The organism is Haemophilus sp. Marseille-P9675 (assembly GCF_916862695.1).
Classification (GTDB): Bacteria; Pseudomonadota; Gammaproteobacteria; order Enterobacterales; family Pasteurellaceae; genus Haemophilus; species Haemophilus haemolyticus_K.
Genome location: NZ_CAKASP010000006.1, coordinates 18,644 through 43,072, shown reverse-complemented (window position 1 = coordinate 43,072; position 24,429 = coordinate 18,644). Strand labels below are relative to the sequence as shown.

Annotated in this window: 19 protein-coding genes and 3 pseudogenes; 13 read left to right on the top strand and 9 right to left on the bottom strand. The window is 36.0% G+C overall.

Going from position 1 to position 24,429, the window contains the following annotated elements:
* Positions 1 to 140: 140 nt before the first annotated feature.
* The gene (gene psiE, locus LIX50_RS08220; RefSeq protein WP_048953134.1) at positions 141 to 560 is read left to right on the top strand and encodes a phosphate-starvation-inducible protein PsiE; all 420 of its coding nucleotides are present in this window, start codon (positions 141 to 143) and stop codon (positions 558 to 560) included.
* Positions 561 to 628: 68 nt separating this feature from the next.
* Here the strand turns inward: psiE and LIX50_RS08215 are convergent, their stop codons facing one another.
* From LIX50_RS08215 to hemC, 4 genes are read right to left on the bottom strand one after another with little or no spacing between them, the layout of a single operon-like run.
* Positions 629 to 1,891, bottom strand: coding sequence for a heme biosynthesis protein HemY (locus LIX50_RS08215; protein WP_048953135.1), 1,263 nt, complete (start codon positions 1,889 to 1,891; stop codon positions 629 to 631).
* A gap of 9 nt (positions 1,892 to 1,900) precedes the next feature.
* The gene (locus LIX50_RS08210) at positions 1,901 to 3,148 is read right to left on the bottom strand and encodes a uroporphyrinogen-III C-methyltransferase (protein WP_048953136.1); all 1,248 of its coding nucleotides are present in this window, start codon (positions 3,146 to 3,148) and stop codon (positions 1,901 to 1,903) included.
* Positions 3,149 to 3,157: 9 nt separating this feature from the next.
* On the bottom strand, positions 3,158 to 3,904 hold the full coding sequence (locus LIX50_RS08205) for a uroporphyrinogen-III synthase (RefSeq protein ID WP_048953137.1): 747 nt from the start codon (positions 3,902 to 3,904) through the stop codon (positions 3,158 to 3,160).
* 12 nt (positions 3,905 to 3,916) lie between these two features.
* On the bottom strand, positions 3,917 to 4,846 hold the full coding sequence (gene hemC, locus LIX50_RS08200) for a hydroxymethylbilane synthase (RefSeq protein ID WP_048953138.1): 930 nt from the start codon (positions 4,844 to 4,846) through the stop codon (positions 3,917 to 3,919).
* A gap of 217 nt (positions 4,847 to 5,063) precedes the next feature.
* On the opposite strand from hemC, the gene LIX50_RS08195 reads away from it, so the two are divergent.
* The 3 genes from LIX50_RS08195 (at position 5,064) to LIX50_RS08185 (ending at position 10,997) form a co-directional block, all read left to right on the top strand.
* On the top strand, positions 5,064 to 7,460 hold the full coding sequence (locus LIX50_RS08195; protein ID WP_048953139.1) for a TonB-dependent hemoglobin/transferrin/lactoferrin family receptor: 2,397 nt from the start codon (positions 5,064 to 5,066) through the stop codon (positions 7,458 to 7,460).
* Positions 7,461 to 7,600: 140 nt separating this feature from the next.
* Positions 7,601 to 9,346, top strand: a complete 1,746-nt coding sequence (locus LIX50_RS08190) for an ABC transporter ATP-binding protein/permease (protein WP_048953140.1) — start codon at positions 7,601 to 7,603, stop codon at positions 9,344 to 9,346.
* On the top strand, positions 9,339 to 10,997 hold the full coding sequence (locus LIX50_RS08185) for an ABC transporter ATP-binding protein (RefSeq protein ID WP_048953141.1): 1,659 nt from the start codon (positions 9,339 to 9,341) through the stop codon (positions 10,995 to 10,997). The genes LIX50_RS08190 and LIX50_RS08185 overlap by 8 nt, the downstream gene beginning before the upstream one ends.
* Before the next feature lie 82 nt (positions 10,998 to 11,079).
* On the opposite strand, the gene LIX50_RS08180 is transcribed toward LIX50_RS08185, so the two are convergent.
* On the bottom strand, positions 11,080 to 11,439 hold the full coding sequence (locus tag LIX50_RS08180) for a winged helix-turn-helix transcriptional regulator (RefSeq protein WP_048953142.1): 360 nt from the start codon (positions 11,437 to 11,439) through the stop codon (positions 11,080 to 11,082).
* A gap of 165 nt (positions 11,440 to 11,604) precedes the next feature.
* Between LIX50_RS08180 and LIX50_RS08175 the strand changes: the two genes are divergently transcribed.
* The 9 genes and pseudogenes from LIX50_RS08175 (at position 11,605) to LIX50_RS08135 (ending at position 20,733) form a co-directional block, all read left to right on the top strand.
* A complete protein-coding gene (locus LIX50_RS08175; RefSeq protein ID WP_048953143.1) occupies positions 11,605 to 12,456 on the top strand; it encodes an SDR family oxidoreductase in 852 nt (283 codons plus the stop codon).
* A 90-nt stretch (positions 12,457 to 12,546) separates the two neighbouring features.
* On the top strand, positions 12,547 to 12,828 hold the full coding sequence (locus tag LIX50_RS08170; RefSeq protein ID WP_048953144.1) for a hypothetical protein: 282 nt from the start codon (positions 12,547 to 12,549) through the stop codon (positions 12,826 to 12,828).
* A gap of 112 nt (positions 12,829 to 12,940) precedes the next feature.
* Positions 12,941 to 13,606, top strand: coding sequence for a TnsA endonuclease N-terminal domain-containing protein (locus LIX50_RS08165; RefSeq protein ID WP_226385933.1), 666 nt, complete (start codon positions 12,941 to 12,943; stop codon positions 13,604 to 13,606).
* Positions 13,584 to 13,835 (top strand): hypothetical protein, encoded by a 252-nt coding sequence (locus LIX50_RS08160; protein WP_226385932.1) that lies wholly within the window; start codon positions 13,584 to 13,586, stop codon positions 13,833 to 13,835. The genes LIX50_RS08165 and LIX50_RS08160 overlap by 23 nt, the downstream gene beginning before the upstream one ends.
* An 18-nt stretch (positions 13,836 to 13,853) precedes the next feature.
* Positions 13,854 to 14,580, top strand: a pseudogene (locus tag LIX50_RS08155) (TniB family NTP-binding protein); the annotation flags it as partial.
* An 11-nt stretch (positions 14,581 to 14,591) separates the two neighbouring features.
* Positions 14,592 to 15,655, top strand: a pseudogene (locus LIX50_RS08150) (TniQ family protein).
* Positions 15,616 to 17,051, top strand: a pseudogene (locus tag LIX50_RS08145) (hypothetical protein). Before LIX50_RS08150 ends, LIX50_RS08145 begins: the two co-directional pseudogenes overlap by 40 nt.
* A 416-nt stretch (positions 17,052 to 17,467) precedes the next feature.
* The gene (locus LIX50_RS08140; RefSeq protein WP_048953146.1) at positions 17,468 to 18,541 is read left to right on the top strand and encodes an AAA family ATPase; all 1,074 of its coding nucleotides are present in this window, start codon (positions 17,468 to 17,470) and stop codon (positions 18,539 to 18,541) included.
* Positions 18,542 to 18,543: 2 nt separating this feature from the next.
* The gene (locus tag LIX50_RS08135; RefSeq protein WP_048953147.1) at positions 18,544 to 20,733 is read left to right on the top strand and encodes a S8 family peptidase; all 2,190 of its coding nucleotides are present in this window, start codon (positions 18,544 to 18,546) and stop codon (positions 20,731 to 20,733) included.
* A gap of 545 nt (positions 20,734 to 21,278) precedes the next feature.
* Here LIX50_RS08135 and LIX50_RS09595 read toward each other — a convergent pair.
* From LIX50_RS09595 to mnmG, 4 genes are all read right to left on the bottom strand, one after another.
* On the bottom strand, positions 21,279 to 21,443 hold the full coding sequence (locus LIX50_RS09595; protein WP_413465848.1) for an IS3 family transposase: 165 nt from the start codon (positions 21,441 to 21,443) through the stop codon (positions 21,279 to 21,281).
* Positions 21,444 to 21,577: 134 nt separating this feature from the next.
* Positions 21,578 to 21,796, bottom strand: a complete 219-nt coding sequence (locus LIX50_RS08125) for a DDE-type integrase/transposase/recombinase (RefSeq protein WP_140524126.1) — start codon at positions 21,794 to 21,796, stop codon at positions 21,578 to 21,580.
* Between the two features lie 274 nt (positions 21,797 to 22,070).
* The gene (locus LIX50_RS08120; protein WP_048953148.1) at positions 22,071 to 22,424 is read right to left on the bottom strand and encodes a helix-turn-helix domain-containing protein; all 354 of its coding nucleotides are present in this window, start codon (positions 22,422 to 22,424) and stop codon (positions 22,071 to 22,073) included.
* A 92-nt stretch (positions 22,425 to 22,516) separates the two neighbouring features.
* Entirely contained in the window at positions 22,517 to 24,406 is a 1,890-nt protein-coding gene (gene mnmG / locus LIX50_RS08115; protein WP_048953149.1) for a tRNA uridine-5-carboxymethylaminomethyl(34) synthesis enzyme MnmG, read from the bottom strand.
* Positions 24,407 to 24,429 lie beyond the last annotated feature (23 nt).

The window sequence follows — 24,429 nt, the reverse complement described above, 5'->3', positions numbered from 1 at the left end:
TTTCTATATCAACTGTTGACTACTCTATTCACTTATTATAGCCACTCTATACTATATTATTTTCCTAAATAGCTTTGACCAACTTTTCTATATTAGATTAAAATATACGCCTTTTTAAATTTTATCCTTAAGGAAGAAAAATGGAAGAATCTTTGGAATTAGAAAAGCTCCCGAAAATGATAACTGGAGTCCTAAAAATAGTGTTAAGTTCTGCATTAATTGCATTAGCAATTGTACTAATTATTGCTTTGGGTAAAATAACTTATACCTTAGCAATGATGGTTTTAAATACATCAAGCTTTGTACCCTATGATGTAGCTGAACAAGCTGTAATGTTTTTCTTATATTTCGGGTTTATAGGATTAATAGTTCAATATTTTAAAAGTGGCTATCATTTTCCATTGCGCTATTTTATATACGCAGGGATTACAGCAATGTTAAGACTCATTATTGTAAATCATGAAAGCTCAGTTGATACCTTATTATTTGCTGGTTCAATTCTTGTTATGGTTATTGCGCTTTGCCTTGTTTTATATTCTAACAGACTTAAAAATCTATAAAGATATAAAACATAATAAAACGCACTTCATTGAAGTGCGTTTTATCTATTATAATTTGCTTTTGAAAGCTAATTTCCTTTTTTTAGCATATTTTCCTCATTTTTTTCAAGAGGAATATTGTCTATAGCCATTACGGATTTTAAACTATCTTGTCGTACTTGTTCTGCTAGGACTTTATCACCAGACTGTTCAAAAACGTAAGAAGCCATCATCAAATCATTTGATTCTAATTGATTAGGACAAGCAATCACCTTTTTAAAAACTTCAGCAGCTTGGGAAAATTCGTTATTACGAACATATAAATAGCCCAACGCTCGATTAATACAACATTTTTCTACATCACCAGCATGTTTAGCTCGTTTTGCTACAAGTTTAATTAACTTGCTGTTATCTTCCGGCTGTAAACGTGTAATTTGAGTGCAAAGCGCTTTACCAATTGGTGTGTTGTCACCAATTTTTTTCAAGATTTCAAGGGTAAATTCTGCTGCAGACTCATGATCATTACAATCAATTAAACGTTGAATTAAGCCTACTTTTAAATCAACATTATTACGGCGACGACGAGGTAGCTCATCCCACCATGCAAGTAATCCATCAACGCCTTCCTCATTCATCTTTTCATCAAGTAGGCCATTTTCTGTTTGCGTACGAAGTTCTTGAAACTCTTCTGTGCTAAATAAACCACTATTTTCTACACTGTCTAAAATCTCATCAAGCGCTTGATAAGCTTTAGAGCGCAAATAAATATCCACAGCAAGTTTTAATACTTCTTTATTACGGTTAGACATTTCAAGCAGGCTATCTACTGAACTACGCGCTGCTGGTAATTTATTTTGTTGTAATAAAATCCGTGTCCGAGCGATTTCAACCAATAAATTATCAGAACCCGCTAACTCTGTTGCCTCAATTAAATAACGATTTGCACTAAATTCATCACCACGTTGTTGTGCAGCTTCAGCTGCTTTGATTAGATTTAATACTGGCTCAGCAGAGTGTTTGGCATTTTTACCAATCAATTTTTCTGCTTTTGCATAATCTCCCTCATTCATTTTAACCAAACCTTCAAGGGTTTGTTTTTGTGCTCTAACACGTTTACGGCGTGAAAACCAGTTGTAAGATCCTCTACTTAAACGTAAAAATCGGGTAATAATCCACTCCAATCCATAGATGATTGCTAACGCGATAACAAAAAAGATGACTAGCGTTGTAATAGACATTTCAATAATATTGTTAGCCGTTTCAATACGGACATAACCTTGCTGACCAGAAAGATAAGGTCCAGCCACAAGTCCTGCAAGCAGCGCTATCATTAGAAAAAGCACTCTAAACATAGGCTCTCCTTATTGTTGATGCTCGGCTTTTGCCGGTTTATCTTCAGATTTTTGCATTGTATCCTCTACTTTCGGCATACTTTCAACCGCTTTATCTGTCTCAATTTCTACTTTTTGTACATCTAATGGTAAGCGATTAAGATATTTATCAAGCAATGTTAAACTTGCCAATTGTTCTGGAACATCCACATAAATAGACAGTTCTGACAATTCATCCACAGATTTTAAGAAATTCTGCGTAGTTTCAGAATTTGTATCAAAATAGCTACGAACCCAAGACGACACAGCATCTAAAGATTGTTTATAAAGCTCATCCTGTTGACGAGGTACAGCCATAATAGCAAGTTGTAAACGTAAACGAATATTTTCACGAAGATAAATATCTTGATTCGGTGCTAATAATTCTTTCTTATTTGCGCTTTGTTTTGGCGAAATACGAATAAAATGATTTAAGAAAGAAGTAGCACTTTTTTCAACATTTTGTTGCCAATCCTCGATACTATCGGATAATTTATTATTATTTTCAGGGGTGTCATCAAAATTTACATTAAGCACTTGCAACTCATCAACTGTGTTGGCAAGCTGTGAAAGTTTTTGCATCACTGAATTTTGATCTACACTAGAAAGAGAAAGTAATTTCTTCAAATCTTGGTTAATCGCATTACGAACAGAATTAGCTTGAGCATTATTAATTTTAACTAGCGTTTCATCAGCTAATTTCAATAAAGAAATAGCTGTATCAACGTCATTATCTAAAATAAGTTTACGTAGTGCGTTATTCAATAAAAAATCGACTTCAGAGAATAACCAATCATTTGGTTGTTGTGCACTTGCAAGTTGACTCACTTGTTTTATTTGAGCCTGTAAAGTAGTAATTTCTTCCGTTTTACTTTTATTAAATTCTTCTAATTGAATTACCTTTTCCTGCATGGCTTTTAAACCACTTTCCAATTGGCTTACTTGCTCATTTTTCTCATTTGAAGTAACACGAGAGGCTGACTCTCCGACTTGGTTTTCAAGAACAATTAACTTTTTCTGAAAGTCTGTAACTTGTTGTTGGCCAATATAATAACCAGCACCGCCAACACCAAGCGCAATTAAAATAGCTAACAAACTTAATGCTGTACCATTTTTTTTAACTATCGTTTGTTGAAGAACAGGCTGTTCAGCAGATTGTTCCGCTTCCGTTTTTTCTACTACTATTTCAGGGGTATCGCTGACTTGTTCAGTGATATCATTTGATTGATTCTTTGCCATATCAATTCCTTAATGAGTCTTAAGTAAGGTATTTAATAAACTTGTGTTATCTGCTTTAGGAGAAATGACGACATTAGCCCAACCAGCTTCTTTCGTAAAATTAGCAATACGTTGGCTTACAGTAATCAGTGTGCATTGTTTTAACCATGCCTGATCATTTTCAGGCACAAATGTTAATAGGGATTGAATGATGTCTAAACTTGTCGCCACAATAGTATTTACACCTAAACGCTTACAAATATTTATTTTTTCTTCTGCATCATAAAGAAGAGGCTCCCGACGATAACATTCAACATAGCTTACCAGTGCTCCACGTAATTCTGCTTGTTTGCGAAAAAAATCTCGACCACTATTAGCTCGTAATATTAAAATCTGTTTACCTTGCAAAAATTGCATTTCGGGTAACTCTAACAAGCCTTCACTACTTTCAGAACGAATAGGGTAACGCACATTGCGCTCGCTTTGACAAGAAAAATACTGTGCGGTTCGTTCTCCAACTGTAAAGAAATGTAAATCTTTTCTCCAAATATTATTTGTTTTTTTTAATATTTTATCCGCAAAATCTACCACACTTTTAGAAACCAAAAACACATAATCACCAGCATTAAGTTGATTTAACCTAGTGGGTAAATTAACAAGCTCATAGCCTTCTTCTAGAGTAAATAAAGGCAAATGCAGTGCCGTCATACCTGATTGACTTAACATATCAACCAATTGTCTACCACGTTCGTCAGGGCGAGTCACTAAGACAGCCATTACTTCCCCCTATTATGCATAAATTCTTGCTAAAATTTTATCAGCACCTTGCGTTAATAACTGTTTAGCCAAAGTACGGCCTAATTCTTCTGCATTTTCTACCGTACTTTTGCCTTCTGCTCGAAGAATCAACGAACCATCCACATCACCCACTAATGCACGTAAATAAATTTCATCTCCCTGTAACACAGCATACCCTCCAATTGGTACCTGACATCCACCTTGTAATGCAGTATTCATCGCACGTTCAGCCAAAACACATGCTGTTGTTTCTTCATCAGCTAGCGGTGCTAATAAATCTTTCACGACTATATCATCCGTTCGGCATTCTATTCCTACGGCACCTTGTCCTGCAGCCGGCAATGACTGTTCTACTTCAATAAAAGAAGCAATTCTAGATGCTAAACCTAAACGAATTAAACCTGCAGAAGCCAAAATAATGGCATCGTATTCACCAGCATCAAGTTTACTCAAACGCGTACCCACATTTCCACGTAAAGAACGAATATCTAAATCTGGTCGAAGCTGTTTTAACTGGCATTGACGACGTAAGCTAGATGTTCCTACAATCGAGCCCTGTGGTAATTCAGATAAAGAACAGTAAGAATTTGAAACAAAAGCATCTCGAGGATCTTCGCGTTTACAAATCACACTTAAGCCCAAACCTTCAGGAAAAGTCATTGGTACATCTTTCATTGAATGTACAGCAATATCTGCTCGCTTCTCCAATAATGCATGCTCTAGTTCTTTCACAAATAAACCTTTTCCCCCAATTTTTGCTAAAGGTGAATCTAAAATCACATCACCTTTTGTCACCATAGGCACAAGTTCAACTGTTAAATGGGAATGAAATTGCTCTAAGCGCTCTTTCACAAAATTTGCTTGCCATAAAGCTAAAGGACTTTGACGCGTTGCGATTTTTACAATTCGAGATTGGGTCATAATTGATTCAATTTACATAATAAAATTACCAATTATCCTATCACTGTTAGGAAAAAAAGTCATTTTGATTGTACTGTGATAATGATTAGCAAAATAAAAGTTCAACTTAATTTTTTGATCTCAATCACAAAATAAAAATAATTATCAAAAACATATACAAAATAAAAAATTCATTATTTATAATAATTATCATTTATATAACTTAAGGAAATCATAAATGAAACAACATAAATTAACCCCTTATGCTCTGTTGCTGATTACTGCTGGCATGTCTGTTACGAGTTATGCTTTGGCTGAGGAGCAATTGTCTGAAATTAAGGTTACGGATGAAATATCATCTCCACGTAAAACACAATCCGCTGTGATTCATAAAAATGAAAAAACAATTCAAAAAGAGATGATCCGTGATACTCGAGATTTGGTTCGTTATACAACTGATGTTGGTATCAGTGATAATGGTAGATTCTTAAAAGGTTTCTCTATTCGTGGGGTAGAAAATAATCGTGTAGGAATTAGTATTGATGGTGTTAATTTACCAGATAGCGAAGAAAATTCACTTTATGCTCGTTATGGTAATTTTAATAGCTCAAGATTATCTATTGATTCAGAATTAGTTCGTGAAATTGATATTGTTCGTGGCTCAGATTCTTTTAATCAAGGTAGTGGTTACCTTGGTGGTGGAGTAAATTATCGGACATTGGAAGCAGGGGATTTTTTACTGCCAAATAAAAATTATGGTGTCCTTTTACGTAATGGCTACGCAAGCAAAAATCGAGAATGGTTCCATACAATGGGATTGGGCTATATAGGAGAGAAAGTAGATTTAACGTTGCTTTACTCTTATCGTAATGGACACGAAATGAAAAGTGCTGGCAGTGGAGAGTTGGTTAGAGGGCAAAATAGACAAACACCAGATCCCTCAAAACATTGGAATAATAGTTATTTAGCTAAAATTGGTTATCAATTAAATGATGAGAATAGAATTAATTTTTCTATTTCAGGACAGAAGTCAAGTCGTTACACCGACGAGTATTCATATAATCTATTGAATTCTTATCGTGAGTCTGATGATTCTCAAAAAATATATACAATAAATACTAATTATCAATATTTACCTAAATCAGGATTATTTACATTAATAAGAGCGGATTTTGATTATCAACAAACTAATTTAGGTTCTGTTAATCATAAAGGGGATTATGTTTATTCTTCTTGGAGAAATGAAAAAGATTTATCTAAGAATCCAGCAACAGAAGTAGATGATCGTCAAACAAAAACAAAATATAAAAGAGTATCTTTACGATTAGATACGAAATCTTTTGATTTGTTTGGTGATCATAGATTCTCATTCCAATCTTTTGTTAGTGAGAAAAATTTCCAAAATGTGAATTATGATACTGATATTGATTTAACTAGAAACACTAGAAAAACTAATATTTATACAATCCAAAACCCAGTGAAAACTACCCAATATGGTGTTTCTTTGCTAGATAACGTGACATTTAATGATATATTTTCAGCTAATGTTGGTATTCGTTATGATCATACAAAGATGGAACCTTTAGATTATAATGTTCCATATAGAAATCCTCAATTCCAACCTAAAAAACCAGAAAAAGCTAAATTTAACGATTGGACAGGGTTAATTGGATTAAATGGTCAAATTAATGAAGCCTGGAAATTAAGTTATTTGTTGAGCACTGGATATCGTTTGCCAAGTGCATCCGAAATGTTTTTTACCTATGAGAATATTTATGGTAATTGGGCTGCTAATCCAGATTTAAAAACAGAACGTAGCTTAAGTCAAAGTTTAACGTTACAAGGTCGTGGTGAGAAAGGGGATTTAGATGTAACGATTTATCACACTCGTTATCGCAATTTCTTGTATGAACAAGAAACAGAGAAAGAAGTTCCGAATAAATATTATGACGAGTATAGTTGTTATAATGATCCTAAATTTTGTAATCCGACAATTCCTGAGTTATATCAACAAATGGTTAATCTTGACAGAGCAAAAATTTCAGGCATTGAGTTTAAAGGATCGTTAAACTTACATTCTCTGTATCAAAAAATACCTGATGGCTTTAAGTTATTTGGTGCTCTAGGTTACAGTAAAGGTTCTTTGTCTAATGGAGAAAGTTTACAATCAATTCAACCAATAAAAACAATTTTTGGTTTAGATTATGAATCTCCTAATAAAGTATGGGGTATCTTTTCAAGATTTACGTATTTAGGTGCTAAAAAAGACAAAGATGCTAAAATCCAAGAAGTAAAACATGAATGTTTACGCCCAACTAGAGATTGGTATGGTGATCTGGATGGAGGATGTGAACAAGGAGCTGACATAAGCTATAATCTTATTAAACCTTATCGCTGGTTAAATGGTTCTGCTTTTGTTGTAGATCTATTTGGTTATTATAAACCAGTAGAAAATGTAACATTACGTGCTGGTGTGTATAACTTACTTGACCGTAAATACCATACGTGGGATAGCTTACGTGGTATAAATCGTCGTTCAACAACAAATGGATTAAACTGGGATACAGGCTATGGTCTTGAACGTTTCTATCAACCAGGTCGTAACTTCTCAGCTTCTGTAGAAATTCGATTCTAATTAATTTGTAGGGTGTGTGAATCGTTTTCCATTCACACACATAAATAATCTGAGTGCATGGATTGTGCTAACTTCCATTCCCTACATATAAAGTACGCATAATTCTATGCGTACTTCTTTTTATTTTAGGAGCAATCATTATGATGATAGATAAACGCCTAATTAACACTGTGGCCGATAGTAAAAAATGGATTGGTGTCACGGTGTTGTGGAATTGGGTGGCGTTAGTTGGCGGGATTATTAGTGCCGTCGTGTTTTCTTATATTTTACAAGCCGCTTATTTTAAAGAGTTGACGATGTCAAGTGCGGTGGGTTTAGGTGTGATTTTAATTGCGGCATTAGCATTACGTGCTTTTGCGGGTAAAAAATCGGTGCAGGCGTCTTATTTTGCCAGCACAAAAGTGAAGCATGAATTGCGTAGCCTCATTTATCGTAAATTGGCTTCTATGCCACTTAACCAAGTGAATCAACAATCTACTTCAAGCATTATCCAAGTGGCATCAGAAGGTGTAGAACAGCTTGAAATCTACTTTGGGCGTTATTTGCCGCAGCTTTTTTATAGCTTGCTTGCACCGCTTACCCTCTTTGTTTTCTTGATTTTTTTCAGCTTTAAAACAGCCATTATTTTATTAATTTGCGTGCCGCTTATCCCTATGTCGATCATTGCGGTGAATAAAATTGCGAAAAAACTCTTAGCAAAATATTGGTCCATCTATGTGGGATTAGGCAGCAGCTTTTTAGATAACCTACAGGGTTTAATTACTTTGAAAATCTATCAAGACGACGCTTACAAAGCGAAAGAGATGGATAAAGAGGCTGAGCATTTCCGCAAAATTACCATGAAAGTGCTTACCATGCAGCTTAACTCGGTTTCTCTTATGGATTTACTTGCTTACGGCGGTGCGGCAATCGGGATTTTAACCGCACTATTGCAATTCCAAGATGCACAACTCAGCGTGTTAGGCGTGATTTTATTTATTCTCCTTTCCTCTGAGTTCTTTATTCCGCTTCGTTTGCTTGGTTCTTTCTTCCATGTGGCGATGAATGGTAAAGCGGCTTCAGATAAGATCTTCACATTACTTGATACGCCTGTGGAAACCCAACAAAGTGCGGTAAATTTTGAAGCCAAAAATAACGTTCAAGTGGAAATTAAAGATTTACATTTTGCGTATTCTGCAGAAAAACCAGCAATTCAGGGTTTAACTTTAACGATTCAACCAAATCAACTTTCAGTGTTTGTGGGTAAAAGTGGTTGCGGTAAATCAACTTTAGTTTCTTTGTTGATGGGCTTTAATAAAGCGCAACAAGGTGAGATTTTGTTTAATGGACAAAACGCCTCAGAAATAGACCGCACTTCTTTCTATCAAAAAGTATCGTTGGTGAGCCATAGTAGCTACGTGTTTAAAGGCTCGCTGCGTGAAAATATGACGATGGCGAAAATTGATGCCACAGACGAGCAAATTTATGCGTGTTTAGAACAAGTGAATCTTGCCCATTTTGTACGCGAAAATGGTGGCTTAGATATGCAATTATTAAGCCGTGGTGCGAATTTATCGGGCGGTCAGATTCAACGTTTAGCCTTAGCGCGTGCTTTATTACACAATGCCGAGCTTTACATTTTTGATGAAGCGACCAGTAACATTGATGTGGAAAGCGAAGAAATTATTTTGCAGTTCATTCAGCAATTTAAACAACAAAAAACCATTGTGATGATTTCTCACCGCTTAGCAAATGCGGTAAATGCGGACTGTATTAACGTACTTGACCAAGGTAAATTGATTGAGCAAGGCACTCACCAAACCTTAATGACAAAACAAGGTGCGTATGCTGAAATGTTCCAACAACAAAAAGATTTAGAACAAATTAGAGAGGTGGCAAATGCGTAAAAATGGTTTTGTTGTTATGGGGCATTTGTTGAAATTAGTGACTCCACTCGCACATATTATGGCGTTTACCATTACTATGGGTACGCTTGGTTTCCTGGCTGCCATCTTTATTATGGTGCTGGGTGCGATGGGGTTAGTAAATCTTCTTAACTTTGACACTCATTTAAGTTTCTCCGGAATTTTGACCGCACTTATAGTATTGGCGGTGGCTCGTGGCGCACTGCGTTATTTAGAGCAAATGTCTGGGCACTACATCGCTTTTAAATTACTCGCATTATTGCGTGACAAAGTGTTTTCTTCTTTGCGCCGTTTGGCTTTTGTGAAGTTGCAAGATAAACAAGCAGGGCAATTAGTGTCTTTAGTGACTAATGATATTGAATTGCTCGAAGTGTTCTATGCGCATACCATTGCGCCAATTATGATCGCGTTCTTTACCTCTGTGATTTTATTGTTGGTCTTTGCGCATCTTTCAGGTTGGTTTGTGCTTGTGGCGTTGGCTGCGTATTTGACAGTGGGTGTTATTTTACCGATTATCACCACTAAATTAGCGCGTGAAGATGGCAGACGTTATCGTGAATTAGTGGGCGAAATGAATGATTTCTTCCTCGACAGTGTGCGAGGTATGAAAGAAATTCAGCTCTTCGGTTATGCGAAACAACGGTTAGATGAAATCCAACAACGCAGCCAAAAAATCGATACAGCTTTTGAACGTATTAAAGACCAAGAAGCAAAAGTGCGTGTTTATACTGAAGTGGCGGTATCGGCGTTTAACATAATTATATTATTCACAGGCTTAATTTTATTTAGCTTAGATAAAATTGATTTCTCAGCCTTTTTAATTGGTGTGATTTTATTGATGTCGAGCTACGGGCCAGTTATTGCCTTAAGTAACCTTTCAAGCAACTTATTACAAACTTTGGCTTCAGGTGAGCGAGTATTAGGTTTATTAGCAGAAGAACCAGAGTTAAAAGATGTAGAAAGTGCGGTAGATTTGAAGGAGGTTTCTCGCATTGATGTAGAGAATGTAAACTTCGCTTACGGTGAAGAACAAATTTTATCGGATGTCAGCTTATCTGTGAAAAAAGGTGAAATCTTAGGGATTCACGGCAGAAGCGGAAGCGGTAAAAGTACCTTGTTGAAATTGCTGATGCGTTTTTACGATCCAAAATCAGGTAGCATTAAAATTAACAGCGAAACTTTACCGAATATCAACACTCGTAGCTTGCGTGACAATATGGCATACATTACTCAGCAAACCTATATTTTCAACGAAACCATTGAGGAAAATATCCGTCTTGCGCGCCGTGATGCAACGTTAGATGAAATTATGGAAGCCGCGAAGAAAGCTTCAATTCATGATTTCATTTTAAGCTTGCCACAAGGTTATCAAACAAAAATGACGGAATTAGGCGGTAACCTGTCTGATGGTGAAAAACAACGTATCGGTATTGCCCGAGCATTTTTACATAATGCACCGATTATCTTGCTTGATGAGCCAACCAGTAATTTGGATAGCTTAAACGAAGCAATGATTTTGAAATCATTACTCGATGTAAAAGCTGAGAAATTGATTATTCTCGTCAGCCATCGCCAATCCACCATGGCAATTTGTGATCAGGTGATTGGCATAGAAAACGGCAGAATGTCCTAAATTAATATAAGAAAAAATCGCACTGTTAAAGGTGCGATTTTTTTACCTTAGGAATTTCCATAAACAAGTTCAGTAATAATTCTTAATGTTTTTTCACTGTATCTAAAATTTCAGGTAAATTTGTTTCTAACCAATCCACCAAATCAAACATCTTATTAGATGCCTCTGTCCCAAATTCTGTTAATGTGTAATCCACTTGCGGTGGCACGGTATTATAGGATTTACGGATTAACATACCATCAGCCTCCAATTCCTGCAGGGTTTTAGTCAACATACGCTCGCTTACGCCATCAATAGCACGGCGAAGTTCACTAAAACGCTTGGTGCCAGAATGTAAACTCACTAACACTAATGCGCCCCAACGACTGGTTAAATGTTGCAAAATTTGGCGAGAAGGGCAAGCTGAAGCCAGTACGTTCCCACGATTTAAATTTTTTTCCATTTTTAATTCCTTAAAAATCAACAATTTGAAAAATTTTTTAAAAAATTCCAAAACTTACGTTTATGTAAGTACTTCTCAAAAGTAAGTATTAAAATATAATACGCCACATCAAGCGAACAATCAAATGTTCAAACATCATTTCAACTTAACGAGAAGGAAAACATCATGACAACTAAAACTATCGCAATTACTGGTGCAACAGGTCAATTTGGCGCAATCGCATTAGACTTATTAAAAGCAAAACAAGCAAACGTTCTTGCGCTTGTACGCTCTCCAGAAAAAATTTTAGGTGTAGAAGCTCGCAAATTTGATTATTCAAAAACAGAAGGACAAGTAGAAGCATTACAAGGCGTAGATACATTAATTTTAGTATCAAGTAATGAAATCGGTCAGCGTTTTGTACAACACAACAACGTAATTGAATCGGCGAAAAAAGCGGGTGTGAAACATATTATCTATACCAGTTTACTCGGCGCGACCAACAATAATACTGTAAAATCCCTTGCCGGTGAGCACGTTGAAACTGAAGCTGCATTAAAAGCTTCGGGTATTACTTACACTATTTTACGCAATGGTTGGTACACCGAAAACTACACAGCTTCAATTCCGGCAGCATTAGCAAACAATGCTTTCTACGGTTCAGCAAAAAACGGCAAAATTTCGTCTGTACTTCGTGCAGAACTTGCTGAAGCTGCAGTAAATGTGGCGCTAGGTGAAGGTCATGAAAACCAAACTTACGAGCTTGCCGGATCAAGCAGCTGGACATTAGCTGACCTTGCAGCAGAAATCAGCAAACAAACAGGTAAAGATATCCCTTACGTGGATATTCCTGTAGCAGATTATGCCGCAGCACTTGTACAAGCAGGATTAGATGAAAGCTTTGCAGGCTTAATTGCACAATGGGATGTAGATGCGTCAAACGGTGCGTTATTCTCAGAAGACAAAACCCTTGAGAAATTACTTGGCCGTCCAACAGCTGGATTGGATGTAGCAGTGAAACAAGCTTTATCCCACTAATAACATTTGACTAAAACAAGGTGCGGTTATTATCGCACCTTTTTAAATAGCGTTTGTTTATTCGGGGAGTAATAAAAATAAGGAGAAACAATGCTTTTTATTATCTTTATTCTTTTATCTTTGATTTTCTACTCAGCTCTCCATTATCGTCCACATTTAATTTCGCTCAGTAGCTTCAAATTTGCAAAATACTCAAAAGTTGATTCTTTATCATTTTACATTGAAGAAGTGGAATTTAATGACAGCCAAGCCACAATTCATAGCTATTTTAACATTGTTCCAATGTTACAAAATCAAGCGGATGTATTAGAAAGCAGTTACAATTTTGTTAAAGCTACAAATAAGTATCATAATGGGCAAAACCTAGAATGATAGAATAAGACTTTAGCCTATTTTTACTCTTAGAAGATACTGTTTAATGGCGATAAAACCACAAATAGCAGTCAAAATATATTAAAAGATACCAATAAAGGTCAAATTATTTATGAAAACAGAACCTACCTTTCAACAGGTTCGTAAGATTAAACCTACACGCCTTAGCGTATCAGGCTTATTTCCTTTTAAAGATGGAGTAAGCATTCCTTACGAATCTACACTTGAGCGTGATCTCTTACTCTATTTTACTTATATTCCTGCAGTAGAGGAAATCGTTTCTCAACCTGTTAGCATTCTGTTTGTGAAAAATGGAATGACTTATCCTTACACTCCTGATTTCTTCATTTGTTTCAATGATGGACGACCATCGCTTTTGATTGAAGTAAAACCGAAATCAAAATGGCAAGAACATTGGCGTAATTGGAAAGAAAAATGGAAAGCAACAATGGCATTTTGTAAAAAGAATAAGTGTATTTTCCACGTTTATAATGAAGATAGAATTCGTCACCTTGCGTTATTTAACATTAACTCTGTTCAAAGTTACAAGCAACAGCAATGTAATCTTGAAGATATTGAGGCGGTACTTACTCAAGTTAAGTTACATGGCAGTACTATGATAGATTTTCTACTTTCTCACCTTTTTACAGATTCACTCTACCATTTCCTACCAAGTAAAAAACGGACTATTCAGCATAATGGAGTGACAATTGATGGTTTACGTTACTACGATGTAGCACTCAATATGTACACCAATGATTCAGACGAAAAAAAGTAAGGAATTTTTATTTCGTCGAGATCCTGTAGTATTGATGCGCAAACTGGTTGAACAATCTGCACATAGGACTAAGAAAGCTTGCAGACAGGCTCAACGGCAGAAAGTCCATGCGAAAAGCAAGGTGGTAATCCCAACAAGTTTACCCGAAAGCAAACCAACAGAAACAGTCAAAACACCTGCTTCTAACTTGCTTTTAGACAATGATTTCACATTTGGGGAGATTGAGTAATGGAAAAGCAATATGAGTATGTTCAATTTGTTGGCAGTCGGTGATTCTAACAATAGTAAAACGACGCTTATTCGACACTTTTATGATTTGTACGGCATACCTTTTGTGGACAGTCAATCAGACGGCGTGCACCCCATTATTTTGGCAGAAGCACCGCCGAGTGCAAATAAAAAAGAGCTTTATATCTCGTTATTGGAACGTTTTTATATTCCGTATCGACACAACGGACAGTGTCGCTAAATTGCGTTATCAGACTATTCACTTATTCCGTGAATACAAGGTAAAAATGCTGATTATTAACGAATTTCATTCGTTGCTTATGGGAACACCGCGTTTGCAACGCCAAATAATGAATGCTATTAAAATGTTGTGCAATGAATTGCAAATTCCGATTGTAAGCGTAGGTACAAAAGATGCAATCCGTGTTTTACACACCTATCCACAGCATACCAGTCGTTTTGATGTAGCGGAGTTGCCAATATGGAAATTGAATAAGGATTTTCAAAAACTACTCTTCCAATTTCAAGGTATTTTGCCATTAAAGAAATGTTCTAATCTACAATCACCAGAGTTAGCAACAAAGATTAATACAATCTCAGGTGGCAACTTAGGCAATGTATATTGTTTATTAAACGTATGTACTGTTGAAGCGATTACAAGTGGGACTGAGTAAATTACATCAGACATTATTGAGCATAATTCATGGGTACAACCAACGCAGGGCTTACGTAAAATTATCGAGTAAAATCAGGGGGTATCTGAACTCCACTTTATCCGAATGAAAGCATCAGTTCGTGGCTTATTCGTGCTGCTTTAGATTACGGTACGGAGTCGATTATATTTACTGGATTTTATTGGGATAAATGGCGACTATGGATGTGTGATTTAGATAGAGGGTTGAACCGATAGTACCGCAGATTCATGAAGATATTAAAGCATTATCACTTAATCAGCAGGTAAACTTAGCTAACCATTCGATGTATTTCGTATTGAAACTGATTAATGGCGAAAGCACCCTGATTAAAGGTCAAGCGAAGTAGGTGATTTCAAGAGGTTCGTATAATAGCACTTTTCGTGTCGGTCAATCTTATTGTCCTTGTTGCTTAGAGGAAACTCCTTATTTGCGTAATGAATGGCGTTTTGCGTAGCACTTTGGTTGTTTAGAACATCAGGTTCTACTTGAGTCCAAACGTCCTTGTTGTAGTGAACTGTATCAACCGCATTTACTTTCTACAGAGAAACAACAATTGAATTATTACCATCAATGCGGTGAGAAATTATAGGTTGTGATGACACCTCTTAATGAAGTAGAAATCGTAACGATGGAAACGATTAATAATGCGTTTACGACTAATTCAGGTGAATGTTTCAGAAAACGTGTGGATGTGCAAGTGTACTTTGCTACATTGCATTACTTCATCAATTTTATTTGACGTGCTGCGGTTTCCAAATCCACTCATGCTTTCACAAGGTTTGTGGAATAATGCGGTATTTCTCAAGTAGAAATATACCAAACCAAAACAGCTCTTGCATTTGAACAGCTTCCTGTTGAAGAGCGCAAGAATCTATTGGTAAACGCGATTAAAATTCAAAAATTACCAAGTAAGGATTTTATTCAAGCTATTCAACAAAGTGGTATAACACAAAAGGTGTTTGACTTTGAAAAGTATCCTACGAAACTTGATACACTCTTTAAATACACACCAGAAGGCAAAACTGTAAGCCGTAAGACAGTAACTAATAAATCTAAGACTGATTCTGTTTTAAGTCTAAACCGTCAATGGGAACGCTTAAAACGGCAGTTAAAAATCGCAGCATGAAAATCACTAAAATTTGCTCTCAAAAGAGAAATAGTTGCTCTATTTGTGGCAAAGCTCAAGTTACACGCAAGTTCCAAGAAGAATATTATTGTGAAAATTGCTACGTCCAGTGGTTTAAAAAAACATCTTGTAAGCGATGCGAACAACTCAAACGTATTCACCTTGATGGTAAACTTTGTCTTGAATGCGAAAAATTAAAGGATTGTGTACGCTATGGTAAATAAGCTGGTACATTTGAAATCAGTATAATAAGTCGGTGCGGTGTGTAGTTCTTGCACTCATTATTTTCGAGAGAAAATAGAATGCTCAGAATGCGGTAAAATGACACACGATAGATACCGTTCGCCCATGACGAATGAATTGGTCTGTTTGCAGTGCTATCGTCGATATACTTTTGCAACTTGTAAGAATTGCTGTAGTTATCGTAAGGTTCATAACCAAGAGATACTGTTGTGCAAGAAATGTGACGAACAGTTACTTTCAATTTGCCTGAAATTCAACGGTGAAATGCCATCTGGTTACGGTAATGTTTGCCATGATTGTTCAAGACGAAGTTTATTGTTCAATATGATTCGCCTAAATGGACATATCTTGTGTAATAAAGCAGTTAAAACCACCTACAAGAAGTTCATTTTCTGGTATATGCGAAAATGTGGTATTAGTGTCGCCTTGGATAAAGGATCAATTTTTATGCGGTTCTTCATTAATTGTGATGAAATTTGGCAAAAATGCGGAGCTAGTTACGCACTTTAAACCAAATGGATTGCGTGCCAATTTAACTGTATTACGCTGGTTGCTTGATACCAATCAGATTATTGTTGATGAAGTGTTAAAAGATAATTTAGCTGAATTAGAACGCATACAAGCTCTTTTTAATAAACTCAAAGAGCCCGAGCCTCGTATCGAAAGTTACTATCAGAAATTGCAACGTCGGTGTGATGAAGGTAAAACTTCAATTAAATCAGTGCGATTAGCTTTGCAACCTGCGATAGATTTAATCAGTGTTAACAATATTACGGATTACCCAACACAAGATCAGCTAAATCAATATTTAGTGGAAAAATCAGGGCAAACGGCGGCAATAACAAGCTTTATCAATCACTTGCGGAATACCATCGAGAGCTTGAAATCAATTATAAGCGGATTCAGCAAATTAAGACTAAACAGCTTAAAAAACATTGTTCTCAGCGCTTAGTAGAACTCTATAAGCAAGCCTATTTACCCCAAAGAGAGCTAATGGAGCTAGTTTCTGTTGTGTTATACAGCTTATACGGCGCTACAATAAAAATGCCAACGCAGGAGAACATCATCAAGATTGATAAAGTTACTTATTATTGATTGTTACGAAAATAGGAATTATTTATTACCAGAGGAGATTTATAAGTGTGTTGTTTAGTATTTTAGGTTTGGAAAATATCATTTTTGCAATTTACATCGCAAAACTATTTCTTAAATCTAGGCATAGATAAAACTAACAATAAACGCCAGCCTATTATCAGCACATAAATAGAGATTTATTATACAAAAGGATGGTTAGTTGATGTTAAGTTACACAGTGGCTAATGTGAGAGATTACGTTATGTATTATAATTTTGTTTGCTACATTATTACAATCAAGGGCTACCACTAATTTTAACAAAAACAATCTATCAACGATTTTTGGTATAATCTTAGTAAAAAAACAAGATTGGCTCAGTTTTAATAAAAAATGGTTAAAAACAAACTAAAAATAAATAAAAATGGCTTTAACTTTGTTTTTTTTGGGTTATAATTTCAAAAATTTTATCTATTTATAAGGATTTTTGTAAATTTATGGCCAATGTAATAAATAAAATGTTTATTGATGTAGTAAATGATGCTCTTACCGGGAAAAAAGATAGCCTTTTGATGCGGTTGAAAGTAATAGCCAAAAAGCTAAAGAAAGAACTACCTGACTTAGCAAAGGAATTGGAATCTTTAATTTCTACTTCAAACACTAATGCTGTCACAAGAGGGCAATCATTAACACCTCAATTTTCCCCTGTTGACGCCGATACCAGACAAAAATTACTAATTGAAGTATATCCGGTAATTATGGATACAGTTCCTATATGGTCAGAAAAAGTAAATACTCAGTTAAATCGCTTTATAGCTGAGTGGGAAATGAAAGAATCCTTACATAAAGGCGGGCTACATCCATCTACATCCTTGCTTATAAGTGGTCCGCCAGGAGTAGGTAAGACATTATCTGCCAAATGGATTGCTCATAAACTTGACATACCCCTCCTAACTTTAGATCTCGCCAGTGTAATGAGCAGTTATCTGGGTAAAACCGGCAATAATATTAAAGCCGTACTCAATTATGCTTCATCTTTTCCATGTGTATTATTACTTGATGAGTTTGATTCAATAGCTAAAAAGAGAGACGATACAACTGATGTCGGTGAATTAAAAAGATTAGTAACCGTTATTCTCCAAGCTATTGACGAATGGCCTAAGCAATCTGTCCTGATAGCAGCAACTAATCATTCAGAGCTTCTAGATCCTGCTGTTTGGCGACGGTTTGACAGTATTATTGATTTTGAGCTTCCGAATCAAGAACTAATTAAAAAATATCTGATATCTAAAGATATTAGTAATAATCTGGCAGATTATATATCAACTAAATTACATGATATTTCTTATGCCATAATAGAAAGATCCATCAATCAAGCTAAAAAAAATTCTATCATAGAAAAAAAACCTTTCAGTGCAACATTAATTAATGAATTATTAGGTGATAATGTCTTACTGGAAAATGTTATTGAAACGATGTTATCAACAAATATTTCTCAACGAAAAATTGCACAAGACTTAGGGATTTCAAGATCTCAAATACAAAAATTTGTGAAAGAACAAGGATTATAAAAATGAATAATAAAAATATGCTTCTTGGTTATGGAGAAACCCTTACTAGCCCAGTGATATTAAATACAGGCGGAGGACCGAAAAATAAGCCGTATACATATGAAGAAAACAAACCTGTTATTGTAGCGCAGCTAAATGAGGTCATTTCTGAAATTAACAATACACTACCGCTTGCAATGCCAGAGGGGAAAGCAGTAGTAAAATTCGTTCTTCATCCGGCTTTTTTAGCTAAAAGTTATTTTCCAGTTAAGTTATTAAATAAATTTTCTCTTCAAAATATAGGCAGCAAGGCCGTTAGTATTAAGCCTAGAAAAAATATCAAAAAGAAAGGGTGGAGAGAAGAATATACAACCGCCTGTATTTATGTATCTGGTAAAAAAGAGAATTTTCAGAACTTTCTTGATACATTAAATGAAGACAAACTAAATCAAAGCCTAAAAGATGATTTTATTACGTTAGAAAGTATATCTATATTAACTATTTCAGATAAAGTAAAAAGTTTTAATAATGATGAGGTTGTAGCTGTTGAAATAGCTTTACATACACCCAATACCCCTTCAGGAATTGTTGATGCTTTTGAAACATTCGCAAAACAAAATGGTGTTTTCATAGATAAAAAAAGAAGTATAAACGTAAAAGGATTAACATTCATACCAGCTAAAGCCAGTAAAGATATGGCATTGAAACTCGCGGAATTTTCTTTTCTACGGACCTTAAGACAATTACCCGAATTACGGGTTAATGATCCTGTGATATTACGTTCATCTACCAATGAAACCACTTTTAGCCCTCCTTCGGAGAGAGCTATAAATCCTGATTTAAAAGTTGCAATATTCGATGGAGGACTAGGAATTAATAATTTTGATCCTTGGGTTAAAGAATATATTTGGGGTAATGGTAATACTAGTGCCCAATTACTTTCTCATGGGCAAGATGTCACATCCACTATTCTTTTTGGTGTTGTGAATAGTAATACTAAAAAGCTTAGTGTGCCTTATTGTAATATAGATCATTATAGAGTTTTAGACTCGGATATTAATAATACTGATACAGATTTATTTGATGTTCTTATCCGTATAAAAACGATATTAGAGCAAACAAAATATGATTATATAAACCTAAGTTTAGGTCCAAGACTACCAATTGACGACGACGATGTTCACGTATGGACTTCTACTCTTGAAGAAATTTTTGCTAAAAGCGGAACACTTTGTACTATCGCCGTTGGCAATGATGGACATTTACCTGAATCACTGAATCGAATTCAACCACCTTCAGATTTAGTCAATGGATTATCCGTTGGTGCGGCAACTTCTCTATCTGATGACTGGGAAAGATGTTTATATAGCTGCATTGGCCCTGGTAGAAGCCCTGGATATATAAAACCGGATGGTGTTGCTTTTGGAGGGCACGCCGAAGAACCATTTCAAACATATAGTCCGATGAATAACGGAATTGTAAGCACTGCCGGTACAAGTTTTGCTGCCCCATTAGTATTACGGCAGGCAATAGCTTTAAGCACATCCCTACAATATAACATCACGCCATTAACAGCTAAAGCTCTCCTCGTACATCATGCAGAACCTAAGGATTTTCCGCGTCATGAAATTGGATGGGGACGTTTCCCTAATGATATTAATGATATTATCTATTGTAGTGATGATGAAGTAAAAGTTATTTATCAAGGAATTCTCAAACCATCACAATATATGCGAGCCTTAATTCCAATTCCAAACATACCTATGCGGGGAAATGTAAATTTAAGGGCAACGCTCTGTTTCTCAACTTCGGTAGATCCCGAACATTCCCTCAATTATACAAGAAGCGGACTTGAGGTCACTATGCGAAAAAGTACTGATGATGCCCCGGGACTTACATTCCCATTTTTTAATCAGAAACGTATTTATATGGATGAAAGTGAACAACGCGATGCCCATAAGTGGGAAAACACAATAAGAAGTGAACACAAGTTTAAAGCTAACCAACTAACAACCCCATGTTTTGATATAATTTATTATGGAAGAGATTGTGGTATGCCTGTTCATATAAACGAACTGGAAGATTTACCTTACGTTTTAGTTGTTACATTATCCGCAGAGGAAATGCCTAATCTGTATAACTTAATAAGACAAAAATATCAAACACTCCAACCAATTCAGGTACAACAACAAATTGTATTACAACACACTTAGTACATTAAACATTTTAATACAATAGAATATGCATAATAAAAAGCTGAATATAACTATTCAGCTTTTTTACATCATTTCCGCTTACTGTATCGGCTGTAATGTACCATCCCACTCTACACCTTTACGTATAGCATCCATTGCTAATGCACCGGTCTTCTTATCTACACTATAACTGAATAAATGATTTTGTACAGATGGAACTTTTATTTGTATTTCCGTATTGATGTTGATTATAAAGTATTACTGTTTATAATAATTATTGTAATTATCATAGATAGAACTTGAAATAGCCAGTAACATTAGCACAACTGTTTTATTTATTATTATTTCCTAAATTTTAGAGTAATTTTTTAATACCATTCCAAACCCAGTTATTATTCGTTTTTTAGCTTCTCGATGTCTAAATGATGACATTTTTCCATCTTTAGAATCGATGTAGTCGCTACTTATCCCCAACCTGATACTATATCAGCAAATATCTTAAATAAGTTCCAATTTTGGCTATTGTGATCTGACCCTAAAAAGTTAGACTGTTATTTAAAGGATTATTTTCGATATTGTATCGGACTCAGTCCTTTTAGTTTTAGTTGAATCCGTCGGTGGTTATAGTAATCCAAATAATCCCTGACGGCATCAACTATCTCCTCTCTACTGTTAAATTCCCGACCATAAAAACATTCCGTTTTTAATATCCCAAAGAAACTTTCCATCGCGGCATTGCCCAAGCCATTCCCTTTTCTCGACATACTTTGAATGATGCCATGTTCAGCCAAGATCCGACTATAAGCCATCATTTTATACTGCCAGCCTTGGTCTGAATGTAAAATGACACCACAAGCTTTATTTAATCCTTTGCTGCTTGCATTAACATGTTCTCTACTTGTGCCCAGTTTGGGGAATAGCTGAGATTATAGGAGACTATCTCATTGTTAAATAAGTCTAAAATTGGAGATAAATAGACTTTTCCTCCATCTTTAGCCTTAAACTCGGTGATATCAGTCACCCATTTTTGTTTCGGGGCCGTTGCGCTAAAATCGCGTTCAAGATGATTCAGTGCAATCACCCCTATCGTGCCTCAATAGGTCGTAAATTTCTTACTTTTTCTTGACCGCACTTGAAATCCAAGGCCTGCATTAAACGTTGGACTTTTTTATGATTTACGCCTGGCAAACAGGCATGAACGCGTCAATAGCCATAATCAGGATGATTAGCTTTGATGCGTTTAATAGTCTTTTTCAGCTGCTCATCCTTATCCAGTTTAATCTGAAGTTTAGCAAAAAACGTACTACGCGCTAACTGTGCAAAGCCTAAAAGCCATTTTAACGGATAGAGTGTTCTTAACCTTTGAATAATTTCCGTTGCTCGGCTTCGTCCTGAAGTCTAAGCCTTCTCAACTCCTTTAGGTAGGCTACCTCCTCTTCAAGCTGTAAAATTCTCAAACGTAAACGGTCTTCTTCAGTTTTGGGTGGCGGTGGCATTTTTGCATACTTGGGTTTCATTGGCGGTCGTCCTGATGGTTTGCGGGAAATAAGTCCTTTTATGCCTGTTTTTTCAAACCTTTTCAACCATGTCCCGACTAAGGTGTTGGAAGGAATATTGTAAAAAAGCGCGGCTTCTCTGATACTCATTTCTCCATTCAAGATAGGTTGGAGAGCCTGTAATTTAAATTCTGTTGTATAGCGTTTACCCATAAAAAATCTGCACCTCAATTGTTGGTTGTTGAGTCCAACTTTTGGGGTGCAGATCAAATTCACCGCTCTTTTACATTTAAATTAAAAAAACTTTATTCCCCACGCTTCAGCATACCTTGTTTTTTCAAATTCACCAGAATAATTGAAATTGCCGCAGGGGTAACACCTGAAATTCGGCTGGCTTGGCCAATGGAAACTGGATGATGCTGTTCCAACTTCGCACGTACTTCATTAGATAAACCAGAAACCTTGCTGTAATCAAAGTTAGCTGGAATTGCCGTATTTTCGTGGCGTTTTTGTTTTTCAATTTCTTCTTGTTGATGCTCAATATAGCCTTGATACTTAATGGCAATTTCCACTTGTTCTACAGCTTCTCTATCTTCCATTGATGGTTTGTATGGCGTTAAAGAAGTCAAAATATCATAAGTCATTTCTGGACGGCGCAATAAATCTTCACCGCTGGCTTCACGCATAAGTGGGCTACCAAGCACTTTATTCGCTTCTCCTAAATATTCAGAGCGCGGATGCAACCAAATGCTGCGTAAGCGTTGGCGTTCCTGTTCAATATTTTCCATTTTTTGATTAAAGCGTGCCCAACGAGCCTCATCAATTAAACCTAATTCATGGGCAATAGGTGTTAAACGAATATCTGCATTATCTTCACGTAATAACAAACGGTATTCGGCACGAGAAGTGAATACGCGATACGGTTCTTTGGTACCAAGCGTACAAAGGTCATCAACCAGTACGCCAGTATAAGATTGATCACGACGTGGATACCATGCCTCTTTCTCTTGTACATAAAGACCAGCATTAATCCCCGCCAATAAGCCTTGTGCTGCCGCTTCTTCATAACCAGTTGTACCGTTAATTTGACCTGCAAAGAATAAACCTGAAATCGATTTAGTTTCTAACGTTGGTTTTAAGTCACGTGGATCAAAATAATCATATTCAATGGCATAACCTGGTTTGATGATGCGAGCTTTTTCTAAACCTTTCATGGAATTCACAATGCCCATTTGCACGTCAAACGGCAAACTGGTAGAAATCCCGTTTGGATACACTTCGTTACTGGTTAAGCCTTCAGGTTCCAAATAGATTTGATGTGAATTACGATCCGCAAAACGCATCACTTTATCTTCAATGGATGGACAATAACGTGGCCCGATCCCTTCAATCACACCAGTATACATTGGACTGCGATCCAAATTATTACGGATCACTTCATGAGTTTGTTCATTAGTATGGGTTATATAACAAGGAATTTGTTGTGGGTGATCATCTACTGATCCCATAAAAGAAAACACGGGTAAAACAGCATCACCATGCTGTTTAGCTAAAACATCAAAATTGATCGTACGTGCATCAATACGTGGTGGTGTACCTGTTTTAAGGCGATCTACACGTAATCCAAGATCTCTTAATCGATGTGAAAGATTTACAGAAGCAGGATCCCCTGCTCGACCACCTTCATAATTTTCCAAACCAATATGAATTTTACCAGCTAAGAAAGTACCTGCAGTTAATATCACTGATTTAGCACGAAAAGTTAATCCCATTTTTGTGCTAACGCCTGTAACTCGATCTTGCTCAATTAGAATATCAGTGGCTTCTTGTTGGAAAATATCTAAATTAGGTTGATTTTCTAATGCTGTACGAACAGCTTGACGATATAGAACTCTGTCAGCTTGAGCTCGAGTAGCACGTACTGCTGGGCCTTTACTGCTATTTAAAGTACGAAATTGGATCCCTGCTTTATCTGCAGCATGAGCCATTAAACCGCCCATTGCATCTACTTCTTTTACTAAATGACCTTTACCAATCCCACCAATTGCAGGGTTACAAGACATTTGCCCTAAAGTATCTACATTATGCGTTAATAAAAGGGTTTTTAATCCCATTCGAGCTGGTGTAAGCGCGGCTTCTGTACCCGCATGACCACCACCGATCACAATCACATCATAAGTTTCAGTGTAAAACATATCTATCTCTATATTATTCGGAT

Coding starts and splice junctions, on each gene's coding strand:
- LIX50_RS08135 (WP_048953147.1), top strand. CDS start 18,544: ATGAATAATAAAAATATGCTTCTTGGTTATGGAGAAACCCTTACTAGC.
- LIX50_RS08180 (WP_048953142.1), bottom strand. CDS start 11,439: ATGGAAAAAAATTTAAATCGTGGGAACGTACTGGCTTCAGCTTGCCCT.
- LIX50_RS08210 (WP_048953136.1), bottom strand. CDS start 3,148: ATGGCAAAGAATCAATCAAATGATATCACTGAACAAGTCAGCGATACC.
- LIX50_RS08170 (WP_048953144.1), top strand. CDS start 12,547: ATGCTTTTTATTATCTTTATTCTTTTATCTTTGATTTTCTACTCAGCT.
- psiE (WP_048953134.1), top strand. CDS start 141: ATGGAAGAATCTTTGGAATTAGAAAAGCTCCCGAAAATGATAACTGGA.
- LIX50_RS08190 (WP_048953140.1), top strand. CDS start 7,601: ATGATGATAGATAAACGCCTAATTAACACTGTGGCCGATAGTAAAAAA.
- LIX50_RS08215 (WP_048953135.1), bottom strand. CDS start 1,891: ATGTTTAGAGTGCTTTTTCTAATGATAGCGCTGCTTGCAGGACTTGTG.
- LIX50_RS08160 (WP_226385932.1), top strand. CDS start 13,584: ATGATTCAGACGAAAAAAAGTAAGGAATTTTTATTTCGTCGAGATCCT.
- LIX50_RS08205 (WP_048953137.1), bottom strand. CDS start 3,904: ATGGCTGTCTTAGTGACTCGCCCTGACGAACGTGGTAGACAATTGGTT.
- LIX50_RS09595 (WP_413465848.1), bottom strand. CDS start 21,443: ATGGAAAGTTTCTTTGGGATATTAAAAACGGAATGTTTTTATGGTCGG.
- mnmG (WP_048953149.1), bottom strand. CDS start 24,406: ATGTTTTACACTGAAACTTATGATGTGATTGTGATCGGTGGTGGTCAT.
- LIX50_RS08165 (WP_226385933.1), top strand. CDS start 12,941: ATGAAAACAGAACCTACCTTTCAACAGGTTCGTAAGATTAAACCTACA.
- LIX50_RS08175 (WP_048953143.1), top strand. CDS start 11,605: ATGACAACTAAAACTATCGCAATTACTGGTGCAACAGGTCAATTTGGC.
- LIX50_RS08185 (WP_048953141.1), top strand. CDS start 9,339: ATGCGTAAAAATGGTTTTGTTGTTATGGGGCATTTGTTGAAATTAGTG.
- LIX50_RS08140 (WP_048953146.1), top strand. CDS start 17,468: ATGGCCAATGTAATAAATAAAATGTTTATTGATGTAGTAAATGATGCT.
- LIX50_RS08120 (WP_048953148.1), bottom strand. CDS start 22,424: ATGGGTAAACGCTATACAACAGAATTTAAATTACAGGCTCTCCAACCT.
- LIX50_RS08195 (WP_048953139.1), top strand. CDS start 5,064: ATGAAACAACATAAATTAACCCCTTATGCTCTGTTGCTGATTACTGCT.
- hemC (WP_048953138.1), bottom strand. CDS start 4,846: ATGACCCAATCTCGAATTGTAAAAATCGCAACGCGTCAAAGTCCTTTA.